Source organism: Arcobacter roscoffensis (genome assembly GCF_024267655.1).
Lineage (GTDB): Bacteria > Campylobacterota > Campylobacteria > Campylobacterales > Arcobacteraceae > Arcobacter_B > Arcobacter_B roscoffensis.
This window is the reverse complement of record NZ_CP100595.1, coordinates 1396472-1416989: the sequence shown is the minus strand read 5'-3', so window position 1 is coordinate 1416989 and position 20518 is coordinate 1396472. Positions and strand designations below refer to the sequence as shown.

Here is a 20518-nt window from a genome sequence, read left to right as displayed (position 1 = left end):
TTAAATTTTCGGAAGTATAACTAAAGATATATAAACTTTCTTAATAAACTTTTATTCTCATATGTTACAATACGGAAAAAATTTGAAGGTTTTATTTTATGAATATGATTATGGCAAGCTCACAAGAAGCTAAAGAAGCTTATATACTAGTTCGAACTTTACAAGAAAGATTTGCAAATAAATTAAATGATTTAAGTAAAAAATATGGTGAAAACAAAAATTTTGAAGAAGTTTTATGGCTAAGAGATGAAGGCTCTCACGGTGGGGGAAGTAGATTTGAGGCTAGAGATAAAGCTTTATTTAATACTGCAAGTATCAATGTATCTCAGGTTCACTATGATGATATGGAAGACAAAAAATTGCAAAGTGCAACAGCTATTTCAACTATCATTCATCCAAATAATCCAAAGCTTCCATCAATACATATACATATATCACTTACATGTTTAAGAGATGGTCACTCATATTGGAGAGTAATGGCTGATTTAAATCCAAGTATAGAAGATGAAAATGATAAACAAAAATTTGAAACAGCATTAAAAGAACTTTCAGAAGAGAAATATGAAGAAGGTGTAAAACAAGGTGAGAAATACTTTTTTATTCCAGCACTTGATAGACATAGAGGAGTTAGTCACTTTTATTTAGAAAACTATAAAACTGATGATAAAAAAGCTGATTATGACTTTGCTATGAGTTTTGGAGAAGGTATCATAGATACTTATGTACAAATACTAGATGAAGCAATAAAGCAAAGAGAGTTATTTAGTGTTCAAGATATTAAAAAACAGTTAGATTATCACACTTTATACTTATTTCAAGTTCTAACACTTGATAGAGGAACAACATCTGGACTTTTAGTACATAATCAAAATGATGCAGGTATTATGGGTTCACTTCCTAAGTTTATAAATAAAGCCTTATTAGATTCATGGAAAGACAAAGTTCCAGTAATTCAAAAGCCTTTAGTAGAAGCCTTAGTATCTTGTATAAATGATAAAGGCTTAATTGATATTGATACTAAAATACACTTAGCAAATAAAGTTAGAGAATTTTATAAAAATAATAAAGAAGCTTTAATGCACCAAGCAAGTGGGAATACGATTCCAAGTACAGTACAAAATCACAAAAAATAACAATTTGTTTTAGGTTAGTGTTACTTTATCTTTGTTACCATGTTCAAATATTAAATAAAGGAGAGTCAATATGGCTATACAAGAAAATCAAGTAGTAACAATGAATTACGAATTAAAAGTAAACGGAGAGGTAGTTGATAGCAATATTGGTAAAGATCCTTTAGAATTCACTTTTGGAATTGGTCAATTAATCCCTGGTTTAGAATCAAGAATCAATGAAATGAACGAAGGTGACTCAAAAGAAGTTACAGTTCCAGCAGCAGAAGCTTATGGTGAGTATAACGCTGAAGCAAAACAAGCCTTACCAAAAGAACAATTTGGTGATATGCAACTAGAAGTTGGTATGCCATTACAAGGTCAAGGTGAAAATGGTCAACCAATTCAAGTTGTAGTTGATGAAATCAGAGAAAATGAAATCGTAGTTGATTTTAACCATCCTTTAGCAGGACAAGAATTAAACTTCTCTATTACTATTAATACAATTATCTAATTTATTAAAACCCCAAGTTTTGGGGTTTTACTTTTTTACACCCTTACAAAACAATTAACAAAAACTTATTTACTTTTACTTACTTATAATATTTATTACAATAACTTATTTATATAGATTTAGATATAATTCCAAAAAAAGGACATACATGAGTAATATAAAAAAATTAGATGAACTATTAAAAACTGATGTACTAGTAGAAATAAAAGAAACTATAAATGAGTTAGAAACAAATATAAAAACTGCTAGTAAAAAAGATGCAAAAGTTTTAAAAGAGGAGTTAGAGTATATCAATCAAGTAAAACAGTACTTTGATGATGTTGTTTTAGACATAGAAAACAAAACTCTAACAGAAGATCAAGCACTTGATATTTTAGATGGACTTGAAGATATGAGAATAGAAAACCAAGAGGTTTAAGATGGATTTTGAAGTATACGAAATAATAAATATACTAGGTTTAGTAATAGGTTTAGCCTTTGGAGCAATCGCTCAAAAAAAACAGTTTTGTTTTAGTGGTTCAATCAAAGACTATATGCTAACAAAATCTACAAAAAGAGGTTCCTCTGTAATCATGGCTATGATAGTTGCTATTATTTCAACTACTATAGTTGCCAGTTATTTTGAAATAGATTTAACAGACTCAAACTACTATAGAGATAATATAAACTACTTCTCTATCATACTAGGTGGAGCTTTATTTGGTGCTGGTATGATGATAGCTGATGGTTGTGGGAATAGACAACTTATAAAGTTTGCACAAGGTGACCCAAATGCTCTTATAGCTTTAGTATTTATAGGTATTTTTGCTTTTGCTACTGCTAATGGTCTTCTAAATGATATATTTTCACCTATTACAAAAAATGAAACTTTACTTGAATGGTCTGCTATGATAGGAAATGTAACTATGAATGTGTACTTTGTAGTTGGTGTTTTAGTTTTAATCTTAGCATTTATAATCAAAAAAACAAAAAGACTTATAAGTTTAGTAGATGGTGTTCTAATTGGACTTTTAATCTCTGCTTCTTGGTATGTAACAGGAGTTATGGGTGAAGATAGTATTGAAAGAATGATTGAGTTAAATGGTATTACATTTATCTATCCTACTGCTAAGACTTTTGAGTTATTTAGTTTCTATCAAGTAAATGTTCTTACTTTTAGTATTGCTATTGTAATTGGTGTTGTTTTAGGAGCATTTGCTATGTCTAAAATAAATAGACAATATAGCTTTGGATGTACTGCAAACCAAAATATAAATAGATCAAAATACAATATGTTCGGTGGAGCACTTATGGGTACTGGTGGTGTTCTATGTATTGGATGTACTGTAGGTCAAGGTCTTACAGGACTTTCTACTTTAGCTTTAGCTTCTGCTCTTGCAATTATTTCTATTTTTGTAAGTGGTGTTATCACAGCTAAGTACTTAAATAAAAGAGATAAATTACCTATGTGTTTTATCTTTGATTGGGATGATAATACACCTGATTATCAAATCTAAAACTTAATATTTGGGTTCTTCCCAAGTATTAATAAAATTGCTTTTCTTATTTGCTTTATTATTGGATAAGCAATCTTTTTAAAAAACCAAGTATCTACTAAAAACAATCTTTTTTCACTTAATTTATCTAAAAATATAACAGCTTCACTTCCTTGTAAAATCTCTTTTTCATCTATATAAATAATAAATCCTTCATTTATATCAAAGCCTTTTTCTTTAAAAAATAAAATATCTTCTTGACTTTCTCTTGCATTAAAAATGCTAACTTCATGATTTTGTTTTAACTTTAAAATTTGAGCGTATTTTTTACAGAAAGGACAATCTTTATCATAATATAGTTTTATTTTCATTTTACGCCTTTTTTTATTATCTATTATATACCATAAATATTGTATACTTCATTTAATTTAAACAAAGGAAACTATTTGAATATAGATATGACTAAAGTTGCAAATGTAATTTTATATATGTTACATAAGCAAGTAAAACATCTAAATGATAAAAAACTATCAATAATGCTTTTTTTAATGGATTTTAACCATTCAAATCATTGTGGAAATAAGATTTTTAATGAAGAGTATATTAAAGACTCAAGAAACCCTGAGCCTGTAATCTTAAGTGAATTGTTTGACATAATCGCAAATGAAGAAGACTTAGATGAGGAAGATCCAAGACTTTTTTTAATTCAAGAGTTATTAGATTACATAGATATTGAAGTAAAAGCAAATGACAAGTTTATTGAATTAAAATTTATCAAAATGGAAGAAGAGTTTGATGAAGAACTATTTGAAAAAGAAGAATTAACTACAATCCATAAAGTTGTAGAAAAATACCTAGAAACTTCTCCAAGAAATACAGCAAACGAATGTTTCAAAATAGAAGAAGTAAGAGCTACACCAAAAGGTGAACTTATAATTTAATAAAAATTAGAAGTGCTCTTTAAAGTTCAAAATATCATCATAAGTTAGATTTAAATTCTGCTTTTGATTTTTTTGCAAGATAGGGTTTAGTAAAGCACCCTGCTCTTGTATATGAGGAATACCTACTAAGTGAGCTATTTCATGGGCTAATATAGCTTTTAGTTCGCTAAGACTTTCAAAACCATAAATCTCTATTTTATTCATACTATTTGTTACTGTTTTTTCTTTTATGGTAACTCCATCTTTTACATAGGTTTTTAAAACTGTTTGTTTTACTCCTATTGCTTGACCTTTTACTTTTTTAAAACCTCTATTTAAAGACTCAATTTCATTTGCAAGATTATAATAATTTTGAGTATGAGTATTGTATAAATGAACTTTATTATTAAAACTATTTACTAATCTTTTTAAGGCTCTTTGTTCACCCCTTAGCTCTTTTAATTTTTGGTTTATAACTACTTTTTTTGCTTTTACATAAGTTTGTATTTTTTTATACTCTTCTTGGGATACATTTCTTCTTTGATTTATTTTTTTGATGTATTTATTTAATTCTTCTGTTTTTTCATTTACTTCATTTTCTAAGATTTTATAAACTTTTGTTTGCTTATCAATTTGAACTTTTTTTGTTTCAAACTCATCTTGATAGCTTTGAATTTTTTCCTTTTTTCTTTCAAATCTATCCATGGCTCTGTTTATTCTTCTTTCCATACTTGATGGTTTTACATAAAGAATATCTATAGGTTTTCCCATAGAAGAGTAATCAAATACATCAAAACCAAGTTTTGACTCAAAGTGCTCTTCTATTTCATCTAAGATTGTTTTTAATTGTCTTTCATTTATTTTATCTTGATAGTATCTATCAATCTTTCCAATTTTTATTTCTTGAAAACCTGCATATAAAGATGATGCTAAAAATAGTGTTGTATATAATGTCTTTTTAATCATAAATACATTTTATACAAAAAACATTTAGATATTATTTAGTAGCAAAACAGATGCACTTATAATCAGTAAAATACCCATACTCATATTAAAAACTTTTACTTTAAGAGCTGTATCAAAAAATATACTTGCCTTATGACCTAAAATACCCCATAAACTCAAACATACATAACAAACTACAAAGTACATTATTACAAAGATAACAAGTGTTATTTGTGAGTTTACAAACATAGAAACACCGGCTAAACAAGCAAGCCATGCTTTGGGATTTAGCCACTGCAATAAAAAGCCTTCATAAAACTTCAAGGTTTTACTCTCTTTGACACTTAAATCAAGCATTGAAGTACTTGCTATTTTATATCCCATATAAATGATAAATAAACTTCCAAATATTTCTAAAAACAAAAGAAATTGATTATTTGATGAGATTAAAAACTTTTCATATGTAAATGCAATGGATAAAAGTAAAAGAGTAAAACCAATAGTTGCACCTGAAATAAATGAAAAAGTTTTTCTAAAGCCATTATTTAAACCTGATGTAACAATCATTGCATTTACAGGGCCTGGAGAGATTGACAATACTATACAAAATGAAAGCATAGATATAAAAAAAGATATACTCATAAAAATTCCTAAATTTTAAATTTAAGAGAGTTTATAATAAATGAAAACTTTTTTATTGTACGAAATTGAGTTGGTACTCTTTTGGAGTTGTGGCTACAAAGTTTAAAAAGTTTCTGTGTAGATGACTTTGGTCATAAAAACCACACTCTAGTGCAGTTTCTACTATACTCATTCCCTCTTTTAAACATACTCTTGCATGGTTTACTCTTAAATTTAAAAGATATGAATGGGGTGTGATATTGAGATGTTTTTTGAAAAGTCTAATTATATAGTACTCATTTAAATCAAACTTATCTGATAAATCTTTTAAAGTAATATTTTCTTTATAGTTCTCATGTATAAAAGCCTTAATTGTTTCAAAGTTCTCATCTTTGGCTTTTACTTCATCTTCTTTTAAATACAAGCCAAAAAAGTCTAAGAAAAACTCAATTAATTCATTTTCCTTTTCTTCTATGCTATTATTTTCATAAATAAACTCGCACAAATCTAAGAATCTATTATAGAACTCTTTTGATTCTAATAGTTTTTTATCTACTGCTACAAAATCTTCTATATTATTGTTTATAATATTTTGTATTTTTGTACACCAAGAAGTATCTAGATACATCATATAATATTTATTTAAAGTATTCCCACAAGAATTACAAGAATGAACCTCATATGGATTCATGATACTAAGTCTATTTTTATCAAGAATAAACTTCTTATTTTGATTTGAATAAACACTAATCCCCTCTTTATTTATTCCCAAAGAAAAAGAAGAGTGAAAGTGCTTTTTATAGTGTTTATTTGAATTTGAATATCGAAGTTGCATAAAAGGAAGCTTTTCACTTGAATAGATTTTAGTAAATATTTTATTCATAGAACTTCCTTTTTATTTAATATAGCACAATATAGTTTTTACTTCTTGTATAAAATTGACTTTATTAAATTTAATTTGAAATTATTTAGAGTTTTTCTTTTCTCTTACGCATCTTACATATGCCTTTCCTGTTCTATCATTGTCATAAGAGTATCCATCGCTAAAATATATCCTTTTTACATAGAAGTCTTTTATAGGTTTCCACTCTTTACCAAAAGCTACTCTTTTATATATAATAGACCAAAAGTGACCAGAGGCACTATGTTTAAATGTTTCATTTAGTGTTGGTTTATAAACCTCATAATCACCAATACTAAGTAACTCTTTGTAAGTTGGCAATCGCCAGTTAGTATAAGAGTTTAAATTTAAATCTTTACAATATTTTATAGAATTTTCTAAAGTATATTTATTTGTTTCTACACTTTTGTCATCTTGCCAATAAAGTTTCAATTCTTTATCATAAACTATATTCTTATCTCTTATAAACTTTGATTGTTCATTGGCCCATAAACAAAGACTAATTAGTAAAAATATAAATATTTTTTTCATCATAAATCCTTTTGCTTTAGTTTATATAAATTTTATCAGATATTTATAGCGAAAGAAAAAAAGAAATATAGCAATAATCCTAATTATGCTAAAATCAAAAATATTTTTTTTAATGGATGATTATGAATACAGACCCACTTAACTTAGTAGATGAAAAAATTGCAGCCCTTATAAGTGACAAAACAAAATATAGTTTTGAGCAATTAAAACAAAAAGTTGAAGAGATACTGAAAAATGTTGATATTTTTATGGTAGAAGATGAGTTAAACTCAAAAGCTGTTGATTTATACCTAAAGAACGTCATAACGAAAAGAAACAATATTCAAAAAGAACAAGATAAATCAAAAATTGATAATTCAAAAGAAACACGTTTTGCTTTAATAGAAGCTATTTGTAAAAAATATGACTTTACTTCCCAAGAAGAGCTTATCAAAAAAATAGATGAACTAAAGAAGAAAACTAATTTTGAGTTAGATGAGATAAATAACTCTCTTTAGACTCTCTTCTTTTTTGTTTTAGATATTACATACCCTTGGCATTAGCACAATTTAACTGCTCTATTCCCTTTGGTGAAATCATAGATACATCCCACTTTGGTGAATAAACAAACTTTACATTACAATCATCAACTTCATCTATACTTTTTATATTATTTACAATCTCTTCACTAAAAGAGTAAGTACTATTACATCTAGAATTTATCATTGTTGTTTCTATATTTACATAAATGTTATCATCTTTAAGTTCAACATCTGTTTTATAAATAAGTCCTAAATCATAGATACTTATAGGCAGTTCAATATCTTGAATATTTTTTAGTTTTTGAATTACTTTTTCTTCTACATCATCTTTTACTATGTTCATTTTAACACTCCTGTTTTTTAAAAACAGAATAATACAGAAGTTTTATAGCATGAATATAGTCAAAATAAATTTACTTTTTTAATTTAAAGGGTTTTTAATTATAAAAGAGGTTTATAGAAGTTGAGAATTCTCAACTTCTAATAAATTTTGAGAAATTACTTCTCAATAGCAGCAAACATATCAGCAGTTACTTCTGATACATCTTTTGTACCATCAAGTTCTACAATAACACCCATGTTAGTATAAAAATCAATTAATGGAGCAGTTTGATCATGATATGCTGATAATCTTTTTGTTACAGTTTCTTCTGTATCATCAGCTCTTTGGATTAAATCTTCTTCTTTTTCATCAGTTGGTGGGTTAAATTTCATGTGGTAGATTTTACCAGTTACTTTAGATGTTCTTCTTCCAGTAATTCTTTCTACAATTAATTCATCTGGAACATTTAAAGAAATAACCTTATCTAAAGCAATTCCCATATCATTCATTAAAGCATTTAAAGCTTCAGCTTGTGGTAATGTTCTTGGGAAACCATCAAGGATAAAACCTTTTTTACAATCATCTTCAGCAAGTCTATCTTTAATAATACCAATAATAGTTGAATCAGGTACTAATTGACCCTCATCCATAAATTTCTTAGCTTCCATACCCATTTCAGTTTTATCTGCAATAGCAGCTCTTAAAATATCACCTGTTGAGATTTGAGGGATGTCATATTTTTCAATTAAAAATTTTGCTTGTGTACCTTTTCCTGCACCTGGTGCACCAAATAACATTAAATTCATATTCAATTTCCTTGATTTCTTTTTGTGTGATTGTATAAAAAAAGTAGTTAATAACACCTAAGATAAAACAATTACATGAGTAAATTAAAAATAAAGTACTTAATTTAGCTTTTCATCTTAGTTTTTACCCCTTCTATACTTGAAGTTAGTATCTTTTTAAAGTGAGAAGTATAGAAAACCATCATAGCTACTAAAGCAAAAGTAACAACTAAAAAAGGTGTAAAATCCAAAGGTAAAGCCCCAATAGATGTAAACATTAATAAACCACCATTTGCAATAATAAAAAATAGTAGAAGTCTAGCATATAAAGAAAAACTGCTTGATGCAAACATCAAAAGCTTTATACTAGATACATAACTGCTGTTCATGTAAACCATAAGCTCATCACAACCTTTTGCTTCTTTGATGCCACTTGTAAACTCATTTATTTGATTTTCTATTTTTTTAAACATATAGTTCCACTTTTATATCTTAAAATTTTTATAAAGTTTACAATATATATGTTTAAATACTAGTTGTTAGGTAGTTTATCAAATGTTTCTTTTTTTGAGTGTAACCATTGGATAAATGCAGTTTTATCTTTCATAAGTTCATTCATTTGTTTTATCGCTTCTAAATGAGCTAAGTCTCTTTTATCAAACATATGTTTTGTATGCTCTTTACTAAGTCTTCCTATTTCATCGAAACTATTAGCAGTAAATTTCTCATCACAAGCTCCACCAAGTTCTTTACATGTCATTGTTTTCATACTCATCCTTTAAAAGAAGAGTATCAAAACTTTTTCGCAGATTTATCGCTATTTTTTACTTTTTTTTCTAGAAGCTTTTGCAGCTTTTCTTTTTGCTTTTTTCTTTGCAAGTTGTCCATTTACACTTTTTCTTGCATTTACTATTTGTTCATCTTTGTTTTTATCTTGTGAAAAAGCAACTCTTGTAGCGTTTTTATTTTGATTGCCTTGCTTTGCAAGTTTATCGCCCTTTGTAGTTTTTACACTTGATATATTTAATTCTTTTCCAGACATTTATTAACCTTATTTTTTAAAGTTTGGTATTGTAGTAAAATCTATATAAAAACATAGATTAATTACTCTTCTTTTTTAGGTGGAGGAGGTAAAATTCTATTGAAATCATAAGGAACTATATTATGTTCAATCTTTTCAGTAAAATTATAAAGTTTTATACATATACCAAATAAAATAAACCATACGAATATTTCTTTTACTATTGGAATAGAAAATACAATACCAATAATAACTCCTAATACTCCAAGTTTGATTAAATACCCATCAACATCTTTTTGTTTAGCTAATTTATAATATTTTTTTATTTTATCTAACATATAAACTTCCTTTTTTATAGATAATAGTACCATTTATAAATAAAAATAGTAAAGTAAATAGGTATAGATATTAGAAAATTTTTAAAATTTTTTATTCTTCAAATAAATAAAAAACACTAACACCTACTTTTTTATCATAAGTTTTGCTTTTTTTATCTTGAAACTTTGAAACATAAGAACGTGCTTCAATAAATGAATTAGCAGTTGAAACAATCTCATTACCATCAATTGGTAAGATTAACTTTTTGTCTTTACTTTTACTAAACTGTTTTGCTCTTCTTCCATCTTTGAAAGTAATTTTATAAATATCAATAGATCTTTTTAAATCAATTCTAGCTTTTTTACTTTCATCATCAAACCTTAGTATTCTATTTCCATTTGAAGATACTTTCATAGTCTTAGCTGTTTGAATATCTTCTGTAGTTTCTAAAATTACATACTCTCTACCGTTTATTAAGATCTCATTATTTTCTAATAATTTGATTTCTTTTATAACTGTTTTTTTACCTTTTGGCATATATATCCTTATATTTTCGCCATTATAGCGTTTTTTTGCAACTATTGAAGATTTTAAACAATAAGTTTTATTTTTTCTTTCAATAAACACTTAAATAGGCCTATTTATTAGTTAACTTTGTTCATTTAATTTACATTTATTCATTTTGGTAAAAATATTTTTCCCATTTTTCTTTTTTATAACCATTATTTGACTATAATCCAAATAAAAATAGGAAAATTTATGAGCGAAAAAACAACAGAATTTTTACAAAGAGCCGATGAATACATAGCAACTGCAAATCAACAATTAGAAAGAGGTAATACTTTAGGCGAAGTAAGTGCCGCACTTATGTATGGTTCTACAAGATTTACAACATATATGGCATGTACTTCATTTGATAGTGCAGAACACATGCTAGAAGAAAAAGAAAATATTATGGAATACTTTGTAAAAGAGTATAAACTAGCACTTGAAGAACATATAAACAATTTTGCAGTTACACATGATTTTTCACAAAATCCAAGTAACTAATTAGTTAAGCAAAAATTAAAAGAAAGTGTTAAGTTTTTGTTTTAATCAAGGCGAAGAAGTAAATTTAAGCGCAGCGTACATCAAGTACGTGAGCATTTAATTTTCTTCTTCAACGCAGAGTAAAGCGAAAAATTGACGCTTTACTTTAATTTTTTATACGTGGTAGTTTGGAGCTTCGTTAGTAATAGTAACATCATGCACGTGAGACTCTTTAAGTCCAGCAGATGTAATTTCTACAAATTCAGCTTTTTCTTGGAATGTTGGAATGTCTTTAGAACCTAAGTAACCCATAGAAGCTCTTAATCCACCAATCATTTGATGAATGATATCTTTTACACTTCCTCTGTACGCTACTCTACCTTCAATTCCCTCAGGTACTAGTTTATCAGCTGCTGTTCCTTCTTGGAAATATCTATCATTACTTCCTTTTGTCATAGCACCAATTGATCCCATACCTCTGTATGATTTGAATTTTCTTCCTTGGAATAATATAACTTCACCAGGAGATTCCTCAGTACCTGCTAATGCAGAACCCATCATACAAGCAGATGCTCCAACTGCTAATGCTTTTGCAACATCACCTGAATATTTAATACCACCATCAGCGATAACTGGAACACCATGTTTAGCTCCAGCTGCTGCACACTCATCAATTGCAGAAATTTGAGGAACACCAACACCTGCAACAATTCTTGTTGTACAAATAGAACCTGGTCCAATACCTACTTTAACAGCATCAGCACCAGCTTTGATTAAATCTTCAGTTGCTTCAGCAGTTGCTACATTTCCAGCAATTACTTCTACATCTAATTCAGCTTTAATAGCTTTTACACTATCTAAAATACCTTTTGAATGACCATGAGCAGAATCAAGAACTAATACATCAACACCAACTTCAACTAGTGCTTTAGCTCTATCCATTTGTCCTACACCAATTGCAGCACCAACTCTTAATCTTCCAAATTCATCTTTATTTGCATTTGGGTATTCTCTTTTTTTATTAATGTCTTTAATTGTAATAAGACCAATTAATTTATCGTTCTCACCTACAATTGGTAACTTTTCAATTTTATTAGCATGCATTACATCAGCTGCTTCATCTAAAGTAGTACCTTCTTTAGCAACAACTAATGGCATTGAAGTCATTTTTTCTTTTGCTAATAAAGAGAAGTCCTTAGTAAATCTCATATCTCTGTTTGTTAAAATACCTAATAAAGTATTATTTTCATCAACAACAGGTACTCCTGAAATTTTGTATGATGCCATAATATCTTCAGCATCTTGAAGTGTTTGATCTGGGCCAATTGTTACAGGATCAATAATCATACCTGACTCAGATTTTTTAACTTTTTTACATTGTAATGCTTGAGATTCAATATCCATATTTTTGTGAACAATACCAATACCACCAAGTCTAGCCATAGCAATTGCAGCTTGATATTCTGTTACTGTATCCATAGCAGCAGATACAAAAGGAATATTTAACTCAATTTTTTTAGTAAGTTTAGTTTTAATACAAACTTCTTTTGGTAATACTTCTGATTTTGCTGGTACTAATAAAACGTCTTCAAATGTTAATGCTCTTTTTCTAATTCTCATAATATACTATCCTAATCTTTTCTTTATTTATAATCTACGGCTTTTTCTAATGATAAAGCACCATCAAACACAGTTTGTTCATCGTAAGCTTTTCCAATTAACTGTAATCCAACAGGCATACCATTTTCATCTTTATCTACAGGTAATGAAATAGCAGGTAATCCAGCTAAGTTAACTGAAATTGTGTAAATATCACTTAAATACATTTCTAATGATGTTTTAAAACTTCCAAACTCAGGAGCAGTTGTTGGAGCAACTGGAGAAAGTATTAAATCTGCATCATTAAAAATTGCTTCATATTCATCTTTTATTAAGTGTCTAACTTTTTGTGCTTTAATATAATAAGCATCGTAATAACCAGAACTTAATACAAAAGAACCAAGCATGATTCTTTTTTGAACTTCTTCACCAAAACCTTGAGTTTTAGTTTGAGTATACATATCTTTTAAACCAGCATTGCCTTTTCTGTTTCCATATCTAACACCATCAAATCTAGAAAGATTTGCAGAAGCCTCAGCAGTTGCTACAATATAATATGAAGATAAAATTTTACTTGTATCTAACATATTTTTATGAACTATTGTATGTCCTGCATCTTCTAGTGCTTTAATAGCTTTTTCGTATCCAGCTTTAATAGCAGGACTAGCTTCTTCTACAAAACTATCAATTACTGCAATAGTTAATTTTCTATTCTCATCAAGTTTTGGTGTAACTGCTTCATATTCTACATTTGCAGATGTTGAATCCATTGGATCATTTCCTGAAATAATATCATATAAAATAGCAGCATCTTCTACATTTTGAGTAATTGGTCCACATTGATCAAGTGAAGAAGAGTAAGCAGTAATTCCATATCTTGAAACTCTTCCATAAGTAGGTTTCATACCAACAACACCACAATAAGCAGCAGGTTGTCTAATCGATCCACCCGTATCTGTTCCAAGTGCAGCAATAGCAGTACCAGCAGCAACAGCAGCAGCTGAACCACCTGAACTTCCACCAGGAACTTTTGTATTATCAACAGGGTTTAGTGTTTTTCCATAACAAGAAGATTCAGTTGAACTTCCCATAGCAAATTCATCCATGTTAGTTCTACCAAATGCACTTAAACCTGCATCATTTAATTTATTTATTACAGTTGCGTTATATGGTGACTTATAACCTTTTAAAATATTACTTGAACAAGTGATTTCCCAGTTTTTAACATTTATATTATCTTTAATAGCTATTGGGATACCAGAACCTGCTTCAGAAATATCTTGTGAAGTTAATTGCTCAACATATGCACCAGTTTTGTCTTCATTAATTTTTTGTTTTAAATCATCTCTTAATTTTTGAATATCATCAGCACTTAAATTAAGCGCTTCTTTTAGAGTTATCAAAAGGCTCTCCTGTGTTTTACAATTATAGTATACACCCGATTTTATCTAAAAAATGATTAAATTTTGGTAAAGAAAAATTAAATGAAATTAAAAAGAAATTTTTAAGTTTGATTGTGAGTAAAGGTATTATTTTTTTTAAATAAAAAAAGGTAGAAGTTATAAACTCCTACCTTTTTTGTAAACAGTATAAATTAAAGATTATACGAAAGAAATGAATGCCATTTGAGTAGCATCACCTCTTCTGATTCTTGTTTTAATTATTGAAGTATATCCACCATTTCTACCTTCGTATTTTGGTGCGATTTCATTAATTAATTTTTTAGTAGCTTCTTTATCTTGTAATGCTTTGAAAACAGCTCTGTGGCTATTTAAATCAGCATTTCTAGCTGTAGTTACTAATTTCTCAACGTATCTTCTTAATTCTTTTGCTTTTGGAACAGTTGTTTCAATTTTTTCTCTCTCGATTAAAGCGATTGCCATGTTTTTTAATAACGCTTTTCTATGAGAAGAAGTTCTGCTTAATCTTCTATATCCATGCTTATGTCTCATATTACTAACCCTTAATTATGCTTTTAGTTGCTCTAATTTTCTTCTTAATGCAGATGCAACATTTTCTGGAAGTGTATCTTCAACTGGGAATCCTAAAGATTCTAATTTCTCAGCAATCTCATCGTAAGATTTTTTCCCTAAGTTTTTGATGTTTTTAACTTCAACTTCACTCATAAGTACTAATTCACCTAAGAATTTTAATCCCGCTCTATCTAAAGAGTTAAATGATCTAGCACTTAAATTTAAATCGTCTATTTTAATAATTAAATCTTTAAGTTCTACTGGCTCTTCACCTGCATCACTTACTGTTACTTCTGATAAATCAAATACTTTATTAAATACTGACATTTGAGAGTACATAACAGATACTGCTTCTTTAAAAGCAGTAATTGGAGAAATTTGTCCATTTGTTTGTACGTTAAATACAGCTTTTTCAAAGTTAGGATTATCTTCAACTAACATTTTTTCAATATCGTAAACTACTTTTTTCACTGGTGTAAAGAAAGCATCGATTGGAATGTAATCTGGTCCAACAATATCTCTGATGTCTTCAGAAGGCATATATCCGATACCTTTTTGAATAATCACAGAAAAAGTAAGATTACAATCTGAGTTAATAGTAGCTAGGTGTGCATCAGGAGAAACTACTTCTACATCAGCATTAATTAAATCTTCACCCTTGATCTCTTTAGGTCCATTAAAAGAGTATTCAACTACTACTTGCTCTTCGTCACTATTTATTTTAAACTTAATGTTTTTAAGATTAATAATAAATATAGCTATATCTTCTAGCATCCCTCTTAATGAGTCAAACTCATGAGAAGCACCTTCAATTTTAACTGCAATTGGTGCGTAACCAACTGAAGAACTTAATAAAAGTCTTCTTAAAGGGTGTGCCAAAGTAATTGCAAAACCACTCTCAAATGGATATGCAGAAATCTTAGCTTCGTTATCACTAATAGCTTCGATTTCAACTTCAGTTGGTAAAAACGGTGTATCTGCAAACTTCTTCATTGGCTACCTTTTTGCTCTCAATTATTTAGAATATAACTCTACGATTAATCTCTCTTCTACAGGAATAACAACTTCTTCTCTAGTTGGGATTCTTGTGAAAATTCCGAATACTTTATCTTTATCTACATCTACCCAGTCAACAAGTCCAGTTTGGTTAGTTAACTCTAAAGATCTAACGATTTGTGGGTTAGTTTTAGATTTTTCTCTAATTTCAATTTTTTGTCCAGGCTTAACAACAAAAGAAGGAATATCAACTTTTTTACCATCAACTAAGATGTGCCCGTGAGTTGTAAATTGTCTAGCGTTTGCTCTAGTTGAAGCAAATCCCATTCTATATACAACGTTATCTAATCTCTGCTCAATTAAAGTAATTAAGTTTGCACCTGTATTACCTTCTCTTCTTGCAGCTTCTTTGAAGTATTTTCTGAATTGTTTTTCAGAAACACCATACATAAATTTAGCTTTTTGCTTTTCTCTTAATTGTAAACCATACTCAGAAATTTTAGTTCTTCTTTGTCCGTGTTGTCCTGGAGCAAATGGTCTTTTTTCTAATGCAGATTTTCCGTTAAGTCTTCTCTCACCTTTTAATCCAAGGTCTGCATCTAATCTTCTTTCGATTTTTTCTACTGGTCCTCTATATCTTGCCATAATTGCCCCTTACACTCTTCTTCTTTTAGGTGGTCTACAACCATTATGTGGTAATGGTGTAACATCTTTAAACCAAGTAACTCTGATACCATCAATAGCACCTACAGATTTAACTGCAGTATCTCTACCAGATCCTGGTCCTTGAATTTTGATTCCAACGTTTTTAATTCCGTGTTCCATTGCTTTTTGCATAGCATCTTCTACAGCAGCTTGTGCAGCAAATGGAGTTGACTTCTTAGAACCTTTGAATCCTAAGCTTCCAGCACTTGACCATGCGATTGCATTACCTGCATTGTCAGATACAGTAACCATAGTATTGTTAAATGTTGCAGCAATATGTACAACACCGTCAGCAATATTTTTTCTTACAATTTTTTTTCTAGTAACTTTTCTTTTTGCCATCTACAATCCCTTACTTAGCTGCTGCGCCAACAGTTTTCTTTTTACCTTTTCTTGTTCTAGCATTAGTCTTAGTCTTTTGCCCTCTACAAGGTAAACCTTTTCTGTGTCTTAAACCTCTGTATGAACCTAAGTCCATTAAAGCTTTAATATCCATAGCAACTTTCTTTCTTAAATCACCCTCAACTTGGTAGTTCTTTTGGATTTCTTGTCTAATTGTTGCTGCTTCGTCTTCTGTTAATTCGTGTGCTCTTTTGTTTCTATCAATACCTACAGCATCTAAGATTAATCTAGAGTTATGTAAACCAATACCATAAACGTAAGTTAATGCGTATTCCATTCTCTTTTTATTTGGTAAATCAACACCTGCGATTCTTGCCATGTCTTTTTATCCTTGTCTTTGTTTGTGTTTTTTGTTTTCGCAGATTACTCTTACGATACCATTTCTTTTGATAACTTTACATTTATCACACATTTTCTTTACTGAAGCTCTAACTTTCATCAGTCATTCCTCTTTTTTGTGTTTATTACCACTTTTCAACAGGCAAGAGACGTAAACAAACGATATAACCTTTACCGTATCATTTGTCTTAACCTATATTTTCTCTAAATATTCAGGAGTAAAAATAGTAGGCTATAGTAAAGCGTTTATTTAGACGCTACTCCTACCAACTCTTTATAAAACACAAATATTTTATAAAAACTTCCTTGATGGTTGAAAAAATGGATTCGGATTATAATTAATATTTACTTAAATGTAGTTTAAACCTTAAACTACTTTCAGCTTTCTTGTTGTAAAATGTAAATATTACTAAACAAAAGGGATTATATGTCAAAAATTTATACAAATGATTTAATAAATATACAAATCGAGCAAAGTGAGATTCCGTGGCTTAAAATATTTACAAATAAAGATTTAAAAGAGTTATCACATTGTGATAGTGAAACAAAAATGGAAATATTTAGATGTTTGGATATTATTGAGAAAATCATGTTAGAGTATTTTGAATGTGATAAAGTAAATATCGCTTCTTTTGGAAATTATGTTCCACATGTACATTTTCATATTATGGCTAGATTTAAACAAGATTCATATTTCCCTGAACCTATGTGGGGTAAGAAACAAAGAGATGCAAATCTTGATTTAGCTTCTTTTGAAGAGTTTTATGAATTAGTAAAGAAAAGTTTATAAAACTTTTCTTTACTTAAGCCTTCTTATCCATCTGCATTTATTTGAGCGATTAACTCTTCTAATACTTTTGGAGCTTCTTCATGGCTTGGTTGACATCCACCAGCAGCTTCATGCCCTCCTCCACCATATTTAAGCATTAACTCACCTACATTTGTATTTGAGCTTTTATTTATGATAGATTTACCTGTACTGTAAACAACATTTTGTTTATCTCTACCCCATACTACATGAATAGAAATATTTGCATCTGGATACATAGCATAAACTAAAAATCTGTTTCCAGGATAAATTATCTCTTCATCTCTATAATCAATGATTAAAAGATTTTTTTCAACTCTTGTACATCTTTCTAATTGCTCTTTAAACTCTTTTTCATATTTAAAGTATAAGTCAACTCTTTCTTTTACATCACTTAATGATAAAATCTCTTCAATTGTGTGGTCTTTACAATAATCAATTAAATCCATCATCAATTGGTAATTTGAAACTGTAAACTCTCTAAATCTTCCAAGACCAGTTCTTGAATCCATTAAGAAACTTAATAACTCCCAACCTTGTGGATTTAAAATATCTTCTTTTGTAAATGCCGCACTATCAGCTTTATTTGCAGCTATCATCATAGCATCAAAAGCTTCTGGGAATTTTTCATTTCCCCCATAATATTGATATACAACTTCAGCTGCACTTGGTGCTTTTGGGTCAATAATATGATTGTCTTTTTTTTCATTTCTTAGTGTTTCACTAAAGTGATGATCAAAAGCTAAATATACACCATCTACATATGGTAGATTTGTAGTTATGTCATTTGATGTGATTTCAACTTTTCCATCTTGCATATCTTTTGGGTGAACAAAAGTAATTTCATCAATAATACCTAGATACTTCATTAGTGTTCCACACACTAATCCATCCATATCACTTCTAGTAACAAGTCTATATTTTTTATCCATTAGAAGTCCTAAATTAATTTTTGATTATTTTAGCATAAATGATTCTTAAATTCTATTAAATAAAATTATATATAAAAGTAAATCTTTAGAAAGATTCGTAAAAAAGGGGTTTTCCCTTTTTTACTATTTAATGTAGTTGGCGATTATATCACCCATTTCAGCAGTTGTTACAACTTCTTTAGCATCATAAGCAGCTAAATCTTTTGTTCTGTATCCATCTTTTAATACATTTCTAATTGCTGTTTCAATTTTACTTGCAGCTTCTACTTCTCCAAGAGAATATCTAAGCATCATAGCAGCACTTTCAATTGTAGCAATAGGATTTGCAATACCTTGTCCAGCAATATCAGGAGCAGAACCATGGATTGGCTCATAGATTGCAGTTTTATCACCAGTTGAAGCTGATGGTAATAATCCAATAGATCCAACAACCATAGAAGCTGTATCAGATAGAATATCTCCAAAGATATTACCAGTTACAATAACATCAAATTGTTTTGGATTTCTTACTAATTGCATTGCAGCATTATCAACATACATATGTGTTAATTCAACAGCAGGGTAATCTTTTGCGATTTCTTCCATAGTATCTCTCCATAATTGAGATACCTCAAGAACATTTGCTTTATCAACAGAACAAACTCTCTTGTCTCTTTTCATAGCAAATTCAAAAGCTTGTTTACCAATTCTTTCAATTTCTGGCTTTGTATAAACCATAGTATTATAAGCTTTTTGACCATCATTTGCTCTTGGTTGTCCAAAGTAAATACCACCAATTAGTTCTCTTACAACCATAATATCACAACCCTCAATAACTTCAGGTTTTAATGTAGAAGCATTTACTAATTCATCATAAACAATAGCAGGTCTTAAGTTTGCATATACACCCATCTCTTCTCTAAACTTTAAAAGTCCAGTTTCAGGTCTTAAATCTCTTGGTAATGTATCCCATTTCTCACCACCAATTGCTCCAAATAAACAAGCATCAGATTTTAAAACACCCTCAACTGTTTCAGTTGGTAAAGGTACACCTGTTTCATCAATAGCAATACCACCCATTAAGTACTCTTTGTAATCTAATGTAAAACTACAAGCACCTGCAACTGTATCTAAAACTTTTACAGCTTCATCTACAATTTCTGGACCAATTCCGTCACCTTTAATTAAAGAGATATTATATCTTTTCATTAGTTGTTTTCCTTTTCTCTAGCTGCTTCAATATTAGCAAAGTTGATTAATCCACCAGCTGCAATTAATTCTTGCATAAAATCTGGAATTGGAATAAATTTATAAGTTTTATTAGTTGTATTATTTGTAATCTCACCTGCATCTAAGTTAATAGAGATTTCTTCACCCTCTTTAATTTCTAAAGACTCAGGTAATTCAAAAATTGGTAATCCCATATTAAATGCATTTCTATAAAAGATTCTCGCAAATGATGGAGCAACAACTGCTGCAACACCTGCTGCTTTTAATGCGATTGGTGCATGTTCTCTAGAGCTTCCACATCCAAAGTTTTCACCTGCAACTATAATATCACCCTTTTGTAACTTGTTTGGGAACTCAGGATCTGCATCTTCCATAACATATTTTGCTAAATGCTCAGGGTCTGAACTATTTAAATATCTTGCTGCGATGATAACATCTGTATCAATATTAGCACCAAAATTCCATACTTTTCCAGTAATTTTATTCATATTTTGTATCCTTGTATTTAATAAATATTTTAATTTATTAAACATGATTATTTTC

31 protein-coding genes are annotated in these 20518 nt (G+C 29.1%); 8 read left to right on the top strand and 23 right to left on the bottom strand.

Annotation, left to right across the window (positions count from 1 at the left end; translation table 11 throughout):
- Positions 1-98 precede the first annotated feature (98 nt).
- The 4 genes from NJU99_RS06695 to NJU99_RS06680 all read left to right on the top strand — a co-directional run bounded on the left by NJU99_RS06695 (position 99) and on the right by NJU99_RS06680 (position 3119).
- A complete protein-coding gene (locus tag NJU99_RS06695) occupies positions 99-1133 on the top strand; it encodes a coproporphyrinogen III oxidase (protein WP_254577953.1) in 1035 nt (344 codons plus the stop codon).
- A 70-nt stretch (positions 1134-1203) separates the two neighbouring features.
- Positions 1204-1623 carry an FKBP-type peptidyl-prolyl cis-trans isomerase gene (locus tag NJU99_RS06690; RefSeq protein ID WP_254577952.1) on the top strand — a complete coding sequence of 140 codons (420 nt, stop codon included), beginning with the start codon at positions 1204-1206 and terminating at the stop codon, positions 1621-1623.
- A gap of 148 nt (positions 1624-1771) precedes the next feature.
- Positions 1772-2041 (top strand): hypothetical protein, encoded by a 270-nt coding sequence (locus NJU99_RS06685; protein ID WP_254577951.1) that lies wholly within the window; start codon positions 1772-1774, stop codon positions 2039-2041.
- Between the two features lies 1 nt (position 2042).
- Positions 2043-3119 carry a YeeE/YedE family protein gene (locus tag NJU99_RS06680; RefSeq protein WP_254577950.1) on the top strand — a complete coding sequence of 359 codons (1077 nt, stop codon included), beginning with the start codon at positions 2043-2045 and terminating at the stop codon, positions 3117-3119.
- Here the strand turns inward: NJU99_RS06680 and NJU99_RS06675 are convergent.
- Complete coding sequence (locus NJU99_RS06675; protein ID WP_254577949.1) at positions 3116-3469, bottom strand: DCC1-like thiol-disulfide oxidoreductase family protein; 354 nt, start codon at positions 3467-3469, stop codon at positions 3116-3118. The two genes, NJU99_RS06680 and NJU99_RS06675, sit on opposite strands and share 4 nt — an antisense overlap.
- 75 nt (positions 3470-3544) lie before the next feature.
- Here NJU99_RS06675 and NJU99_RS06670 point away from each other — a divergent pair, with 75 nt between their 5' ends.
- Complete coding sequence (locus tag NJU99_RS06670) at positions 3545-4039, top strand: type II toxin-antitoxin system antitoxin SocA domain-containing protein (protein ID WP_254577948.1); 495 nt, start codon at positions 3545-3547, stop codon at positions 4037-4039.
- A 6-nt stretch (positions 4040-4045) separates the two neighbouring features.
- Here the strand turns inward: NJU99_RS06670 and NJU99_RS06665 are convergent, their stop codons facing one another.
- The 4 genes from NJU99_RS06665 to NJU99_RS06650 form a co-directional block, all read right to left on the bottom strand.
- On the bottom strand, positions 4046-4984 hold the full coding sequence (locus NJU99_RS06665) for a matrixin family metalloprotease (RefSeq protein WP_254577947.1): 939 nt from the start codon (positions 4982-4984) through the stop codon (positions 4046-4048).
- 24 nt (positions 4985-5008) lie between these two features.
- Complete coding sequence (locus NJU99_RS06660; RefSeq protein WP_254577946.1) at positions 5009-5605, bottom strand: LysE family translocator; 597 nt, start codon at positions 5603-5605, stop codon at positions 5009-5011.
- Between the two features lie 52 nt (positions 5606-5657).
- Positions 5658-6467 carry an AraC family transcriptional regulator gene (locus NJU99_RS06655; RefSeq protein WP_254577945.1) on the bottom strand — a complete coding sequence of 270 codons (810 nt, stop codon included), beginning with the start codon at positions 6465-6467 and terminating at the stop codon, positions 5658-5660.
- A gap of 81 nt (positions 6468-6548) precedes the next feature.
- A complete protein-coding gene (locus tag NJU99_RS06650; protein WP_254577944.1) occupies positions 6549-7016 on the bottom strand; it encodes an Lcl C-terminal domain-containing protein in 468 nt (155 codons plus the stop codon).
- A gap of 122 nt (positions 7017-7138) precedes the next feature.
- Here NJU99_RS06650 and NJU99_RS06645 point away from each other — a divergent pair, with 122 nt between their 5' ends.
- On the top strand, positions 7139-7513 hold the full coding sequence (locus tag NJU99_RS06645; protein WP_254577943.1) for a hypothetical protein: 375 nt from the start codon (positions 7139-7141) through the stop codon (positions 7511-7513).
- A 25-nt stretch (positions 7514-7538) separates the two neighbouring features.
- Here the strand turns inward: NJU99_RS06645 and NJU99_RS06640 are convergent, their stop codons facing one another.
- The 7 genes from NJU99_RS06640 to NJU99_RS06610 all read right to left on the bottom strand — a co-directional run bounded on the left by NJU99_RS06640 (position 7539) and on the right by NJU99_RS06610 (position 10520).
- The gene (locus tag NJU99_RS06640; RefSeq protein ID WP_254577942.1) at positions 7539-7880 is read right to left on the bottom strand and encodes a metal-sulfur cluster assembly factor; all 342 of its coding nucleotides are present in this window, start codon (positions 7878-7880) and stop codon (positions 7539-7541) included.
- Positions 7881-8035: 155 nt separating this feature from the next.
- Positions 8036-8665, bottom strand: coding sequence for an adenylate kinase (locus NJU99_RS06635; RefSeq protein ID WP_254577941.1), 630 nt, complete (start codon positions 8663-8665; stop codon positions 8036-8038).
- Positions 8666-8769: 104 nt separating this feature from the next.
- The gene (locus tag NJU99_RS06630) at positions 8770-9117 is read right to left on the bottom strand and encodes a hypothetical protein (RefSeq protein ID WP_254577940.1); all 348 of its coding nucleotides are present in this window, start codon (positions 9115-9117) and stop codon (positions 8770-8772) included.
- Between the two features lie 59 nt (positions 9118-9176).
- Entirely contained in the window at positions 9177-9413 is a 237-nt protein-coding gene (locus NJU99_RS06625; RefSeq protein WP_254577939.1) for a hypothetical protein, read from the bottom strand.
- Positions 9414-9461: 48 nt separating this feature from the next.
- Positions 9462-9686 (bottom strand): hypothetical protein, encoded by a 225-nt coding sequence (locus NJU99_RS06620; protein WP_254577938.1) that lies wholly within the window; start codon positions 9684-9686, stop codon positions 9462-9464.
- Between the two features lie 62 nt (positions 9687-9748).
- Positions 9749-10003, bottom strand: coding sequence for a hypothetical protein (locus NJU99_RS06615; protein WP_254577937.1), 255 nt, complete (start codon positions 10001-10003; stop codon positions 9749-9751).
- Positions 10004-10094: 91 nt separating this feature from the next.
- Complete coding sequence (locus NJU99_RS06610) at positions 10095-10520, bottom strand: hypothetical protein (RefSeq protein WP_254577936.1); 426 nt, start codon at positions 10518-10520, stop codon at positions 10095-10097.
- Positions 10521-10742: 222 nt separating this feature from the next.
- On the opposite strand from NJU99_RS06610, the gene NJU99_RS06605 reads away from it, so the two are divergent.
- Entirely contained in the window at positions 10743-11033 is a 291-nt protein-coding gene (locus tag NJU99_RS06605) for a DUF3144 domain-containing protein (RefSeq protein WP_254577935.1), read from the top strand.
- Between the two features lie 153 nt (positions 11034-11186).
- Here the strand turns inward: NJU99_RS06605 and guaB are convergent, their stop codons facing one another.
- The 8 genes from guaB to rpmJ form a co-directional block, all read right to left on the bottom strand.
- Positions 11187-12632, bottom strand: a complete 1446-nt coding sequence (gene guaB / locus NJU99_RS06600; RefSeq protein ID WP_254577934.1) for an IMP dehydrogenase — start codon at positions 12630-12632, stop codon at positions 11187-11189.
- 23 nt (positions 12633-12655) lie between these two features.
- Positions 12656-14014, bottom strand: coding sequence for an Asp-tRNA(Asn)/Glu-tRNA(Gln) amidotransferase subunit GatA (gene gatA / locus NJU99_RS06595; protein ID WP_254577933.1), 1359 nt, complete (start codon positions 14012-14014; stop codon positions 12656-12658).
- Between the two features lie 198 nt (positions 14015-14212).
- Positions 14213-14563, bottom strand: coding sequence for a 50S ribosomal protein L17 (rplQ, locus tag NJU99_RS06590; RefSeq protein WP_254577932.1), 351 nt, complete (start codon positions 14561-14563; stop codon positions 14213-14215).
- 15 nt (positions 14564-14578) lie between these two features.
- Positions 14579-15577, bottom strand: a complete 999-nt coding sequence (locus tag NJU99_RS06585) for a DNA-directed RNA polymerase subunit alpha (protein ID WP_254577931.1) — start codon at positions 15575-15577, stop codon at positions 14579-14581.
- A gap of 21 nt (positions 15578-15598) precedes the next feature.
- Positions 15599-16225 (bottom strand): 30S ribosomal protein S4, encoded by a 627-nt coding sequence (gene rpsD / locus NJU99_RS06580; protein WP_254577930.1) that lies wholly within the window; start codon positions 16223-16225, stop codon positions 15599-15601.
- Positions 16226-16234: 9 nt separating this feature from the next.
- Complete coding sequence (rpsK, locus tag NJU99_RS06575) at positions 16235-16627, bottom strand: 30S ribosomal protein S11 (protein WP_254577929.1); 393 nt, start codon at positions 16625-16627, stop codon at positions 16235-16237.
- A 10-nt stretch (positions 16628-16637) separates the two neighbouring features.
- Positions 16638-17006 carry a 30S ribosomal protein S13 gene (gene rpsM / locus NJU99_RS06570; protein ID WP_254577928.1) on the bottom strand — a complete coding sequence of 123 codons (369 nt, stop codon included), beginning with the start codon at positions 17004-17006 and terminating at the stop codon, positions 16638-16640.
- A gap of 6 nt (positions 17007-17012) precedes the next feature.
- A complete protein-coding gene (rpmJ, locus tag NJU99_RS06565) occupies positions 17013-17126 on the bottom strand; it encodes a 50S ribosomal protein L36 (RefSeq protein ID WP_254577927.1) in 114 nt (37 codons plus the stop codon).
- Positions 17127-17453: 327 nt separating this feature from the next.
- Between rpmJ and NJU99_RS06560 the strand changes: the two genes are divergently transcribed.
- Complete coding sequence (locus NJU99_RS06560; protein WP_254577926.1) at positions 17454-17816, top strand: HIT family protein; 363 nt, start codon at positions 17454-17456, stop codon at positions 17814-17816.
- 23 nt (positions 17817-17839) lie between these two features.
- Here NJU99_RS06560 and NJU99_RS06555 read toward each other — a convergent pair whose 3' ends face one another.
- The 3 genes from NJU99_RS06555 to NJU99_RS06545 all read right to left on the bottom strand — a co-directional run bounded on the left by NJU99_RS06555 (position 17840) and on the right by NJU99_RS06545 (position 20463).
- On the bottom strand, positions 17840-18766 hold the full coding sequence (locus NJU99_RS06555; RefSeq protein WP_254577925.1) for an exopolyphosphatase: 927 nt from the start codon (positions 18764-18766) through the stop codon (positions 17840-17842).
- Positions 18767-18889: 123 nt separating this feature from the next.
- Positions 18890-19954, bottom strand: coding sequence for a 3-isopropylmalate dehydrogenase (gene leuB / locus NJU99_RS06550; RefSeq protein ID WP_254577924.1), 1065 nt, complete (start codon positions 19952-19954; stop codon positions 18890-18892).
- Positions 19954-20463 carry a 3-isopropylmalate dehydratase small subunit gene (locus NJU99_RS06545; RefSeq protein WP_254577923.1) on the bottom strand — a complete coding sequence of 170 codons (510 nt, stop codon included), beginning with the start codon at positions 20461-20463 and terminating at the stop codon, positions 19954-19956. The genes leuB and NJU99_RS06545 overlap by 1 nt, the downstream gene beginning before the upstream one ends.
- Positions 20464-20518 lie beyond the last annotated feature (55 nt).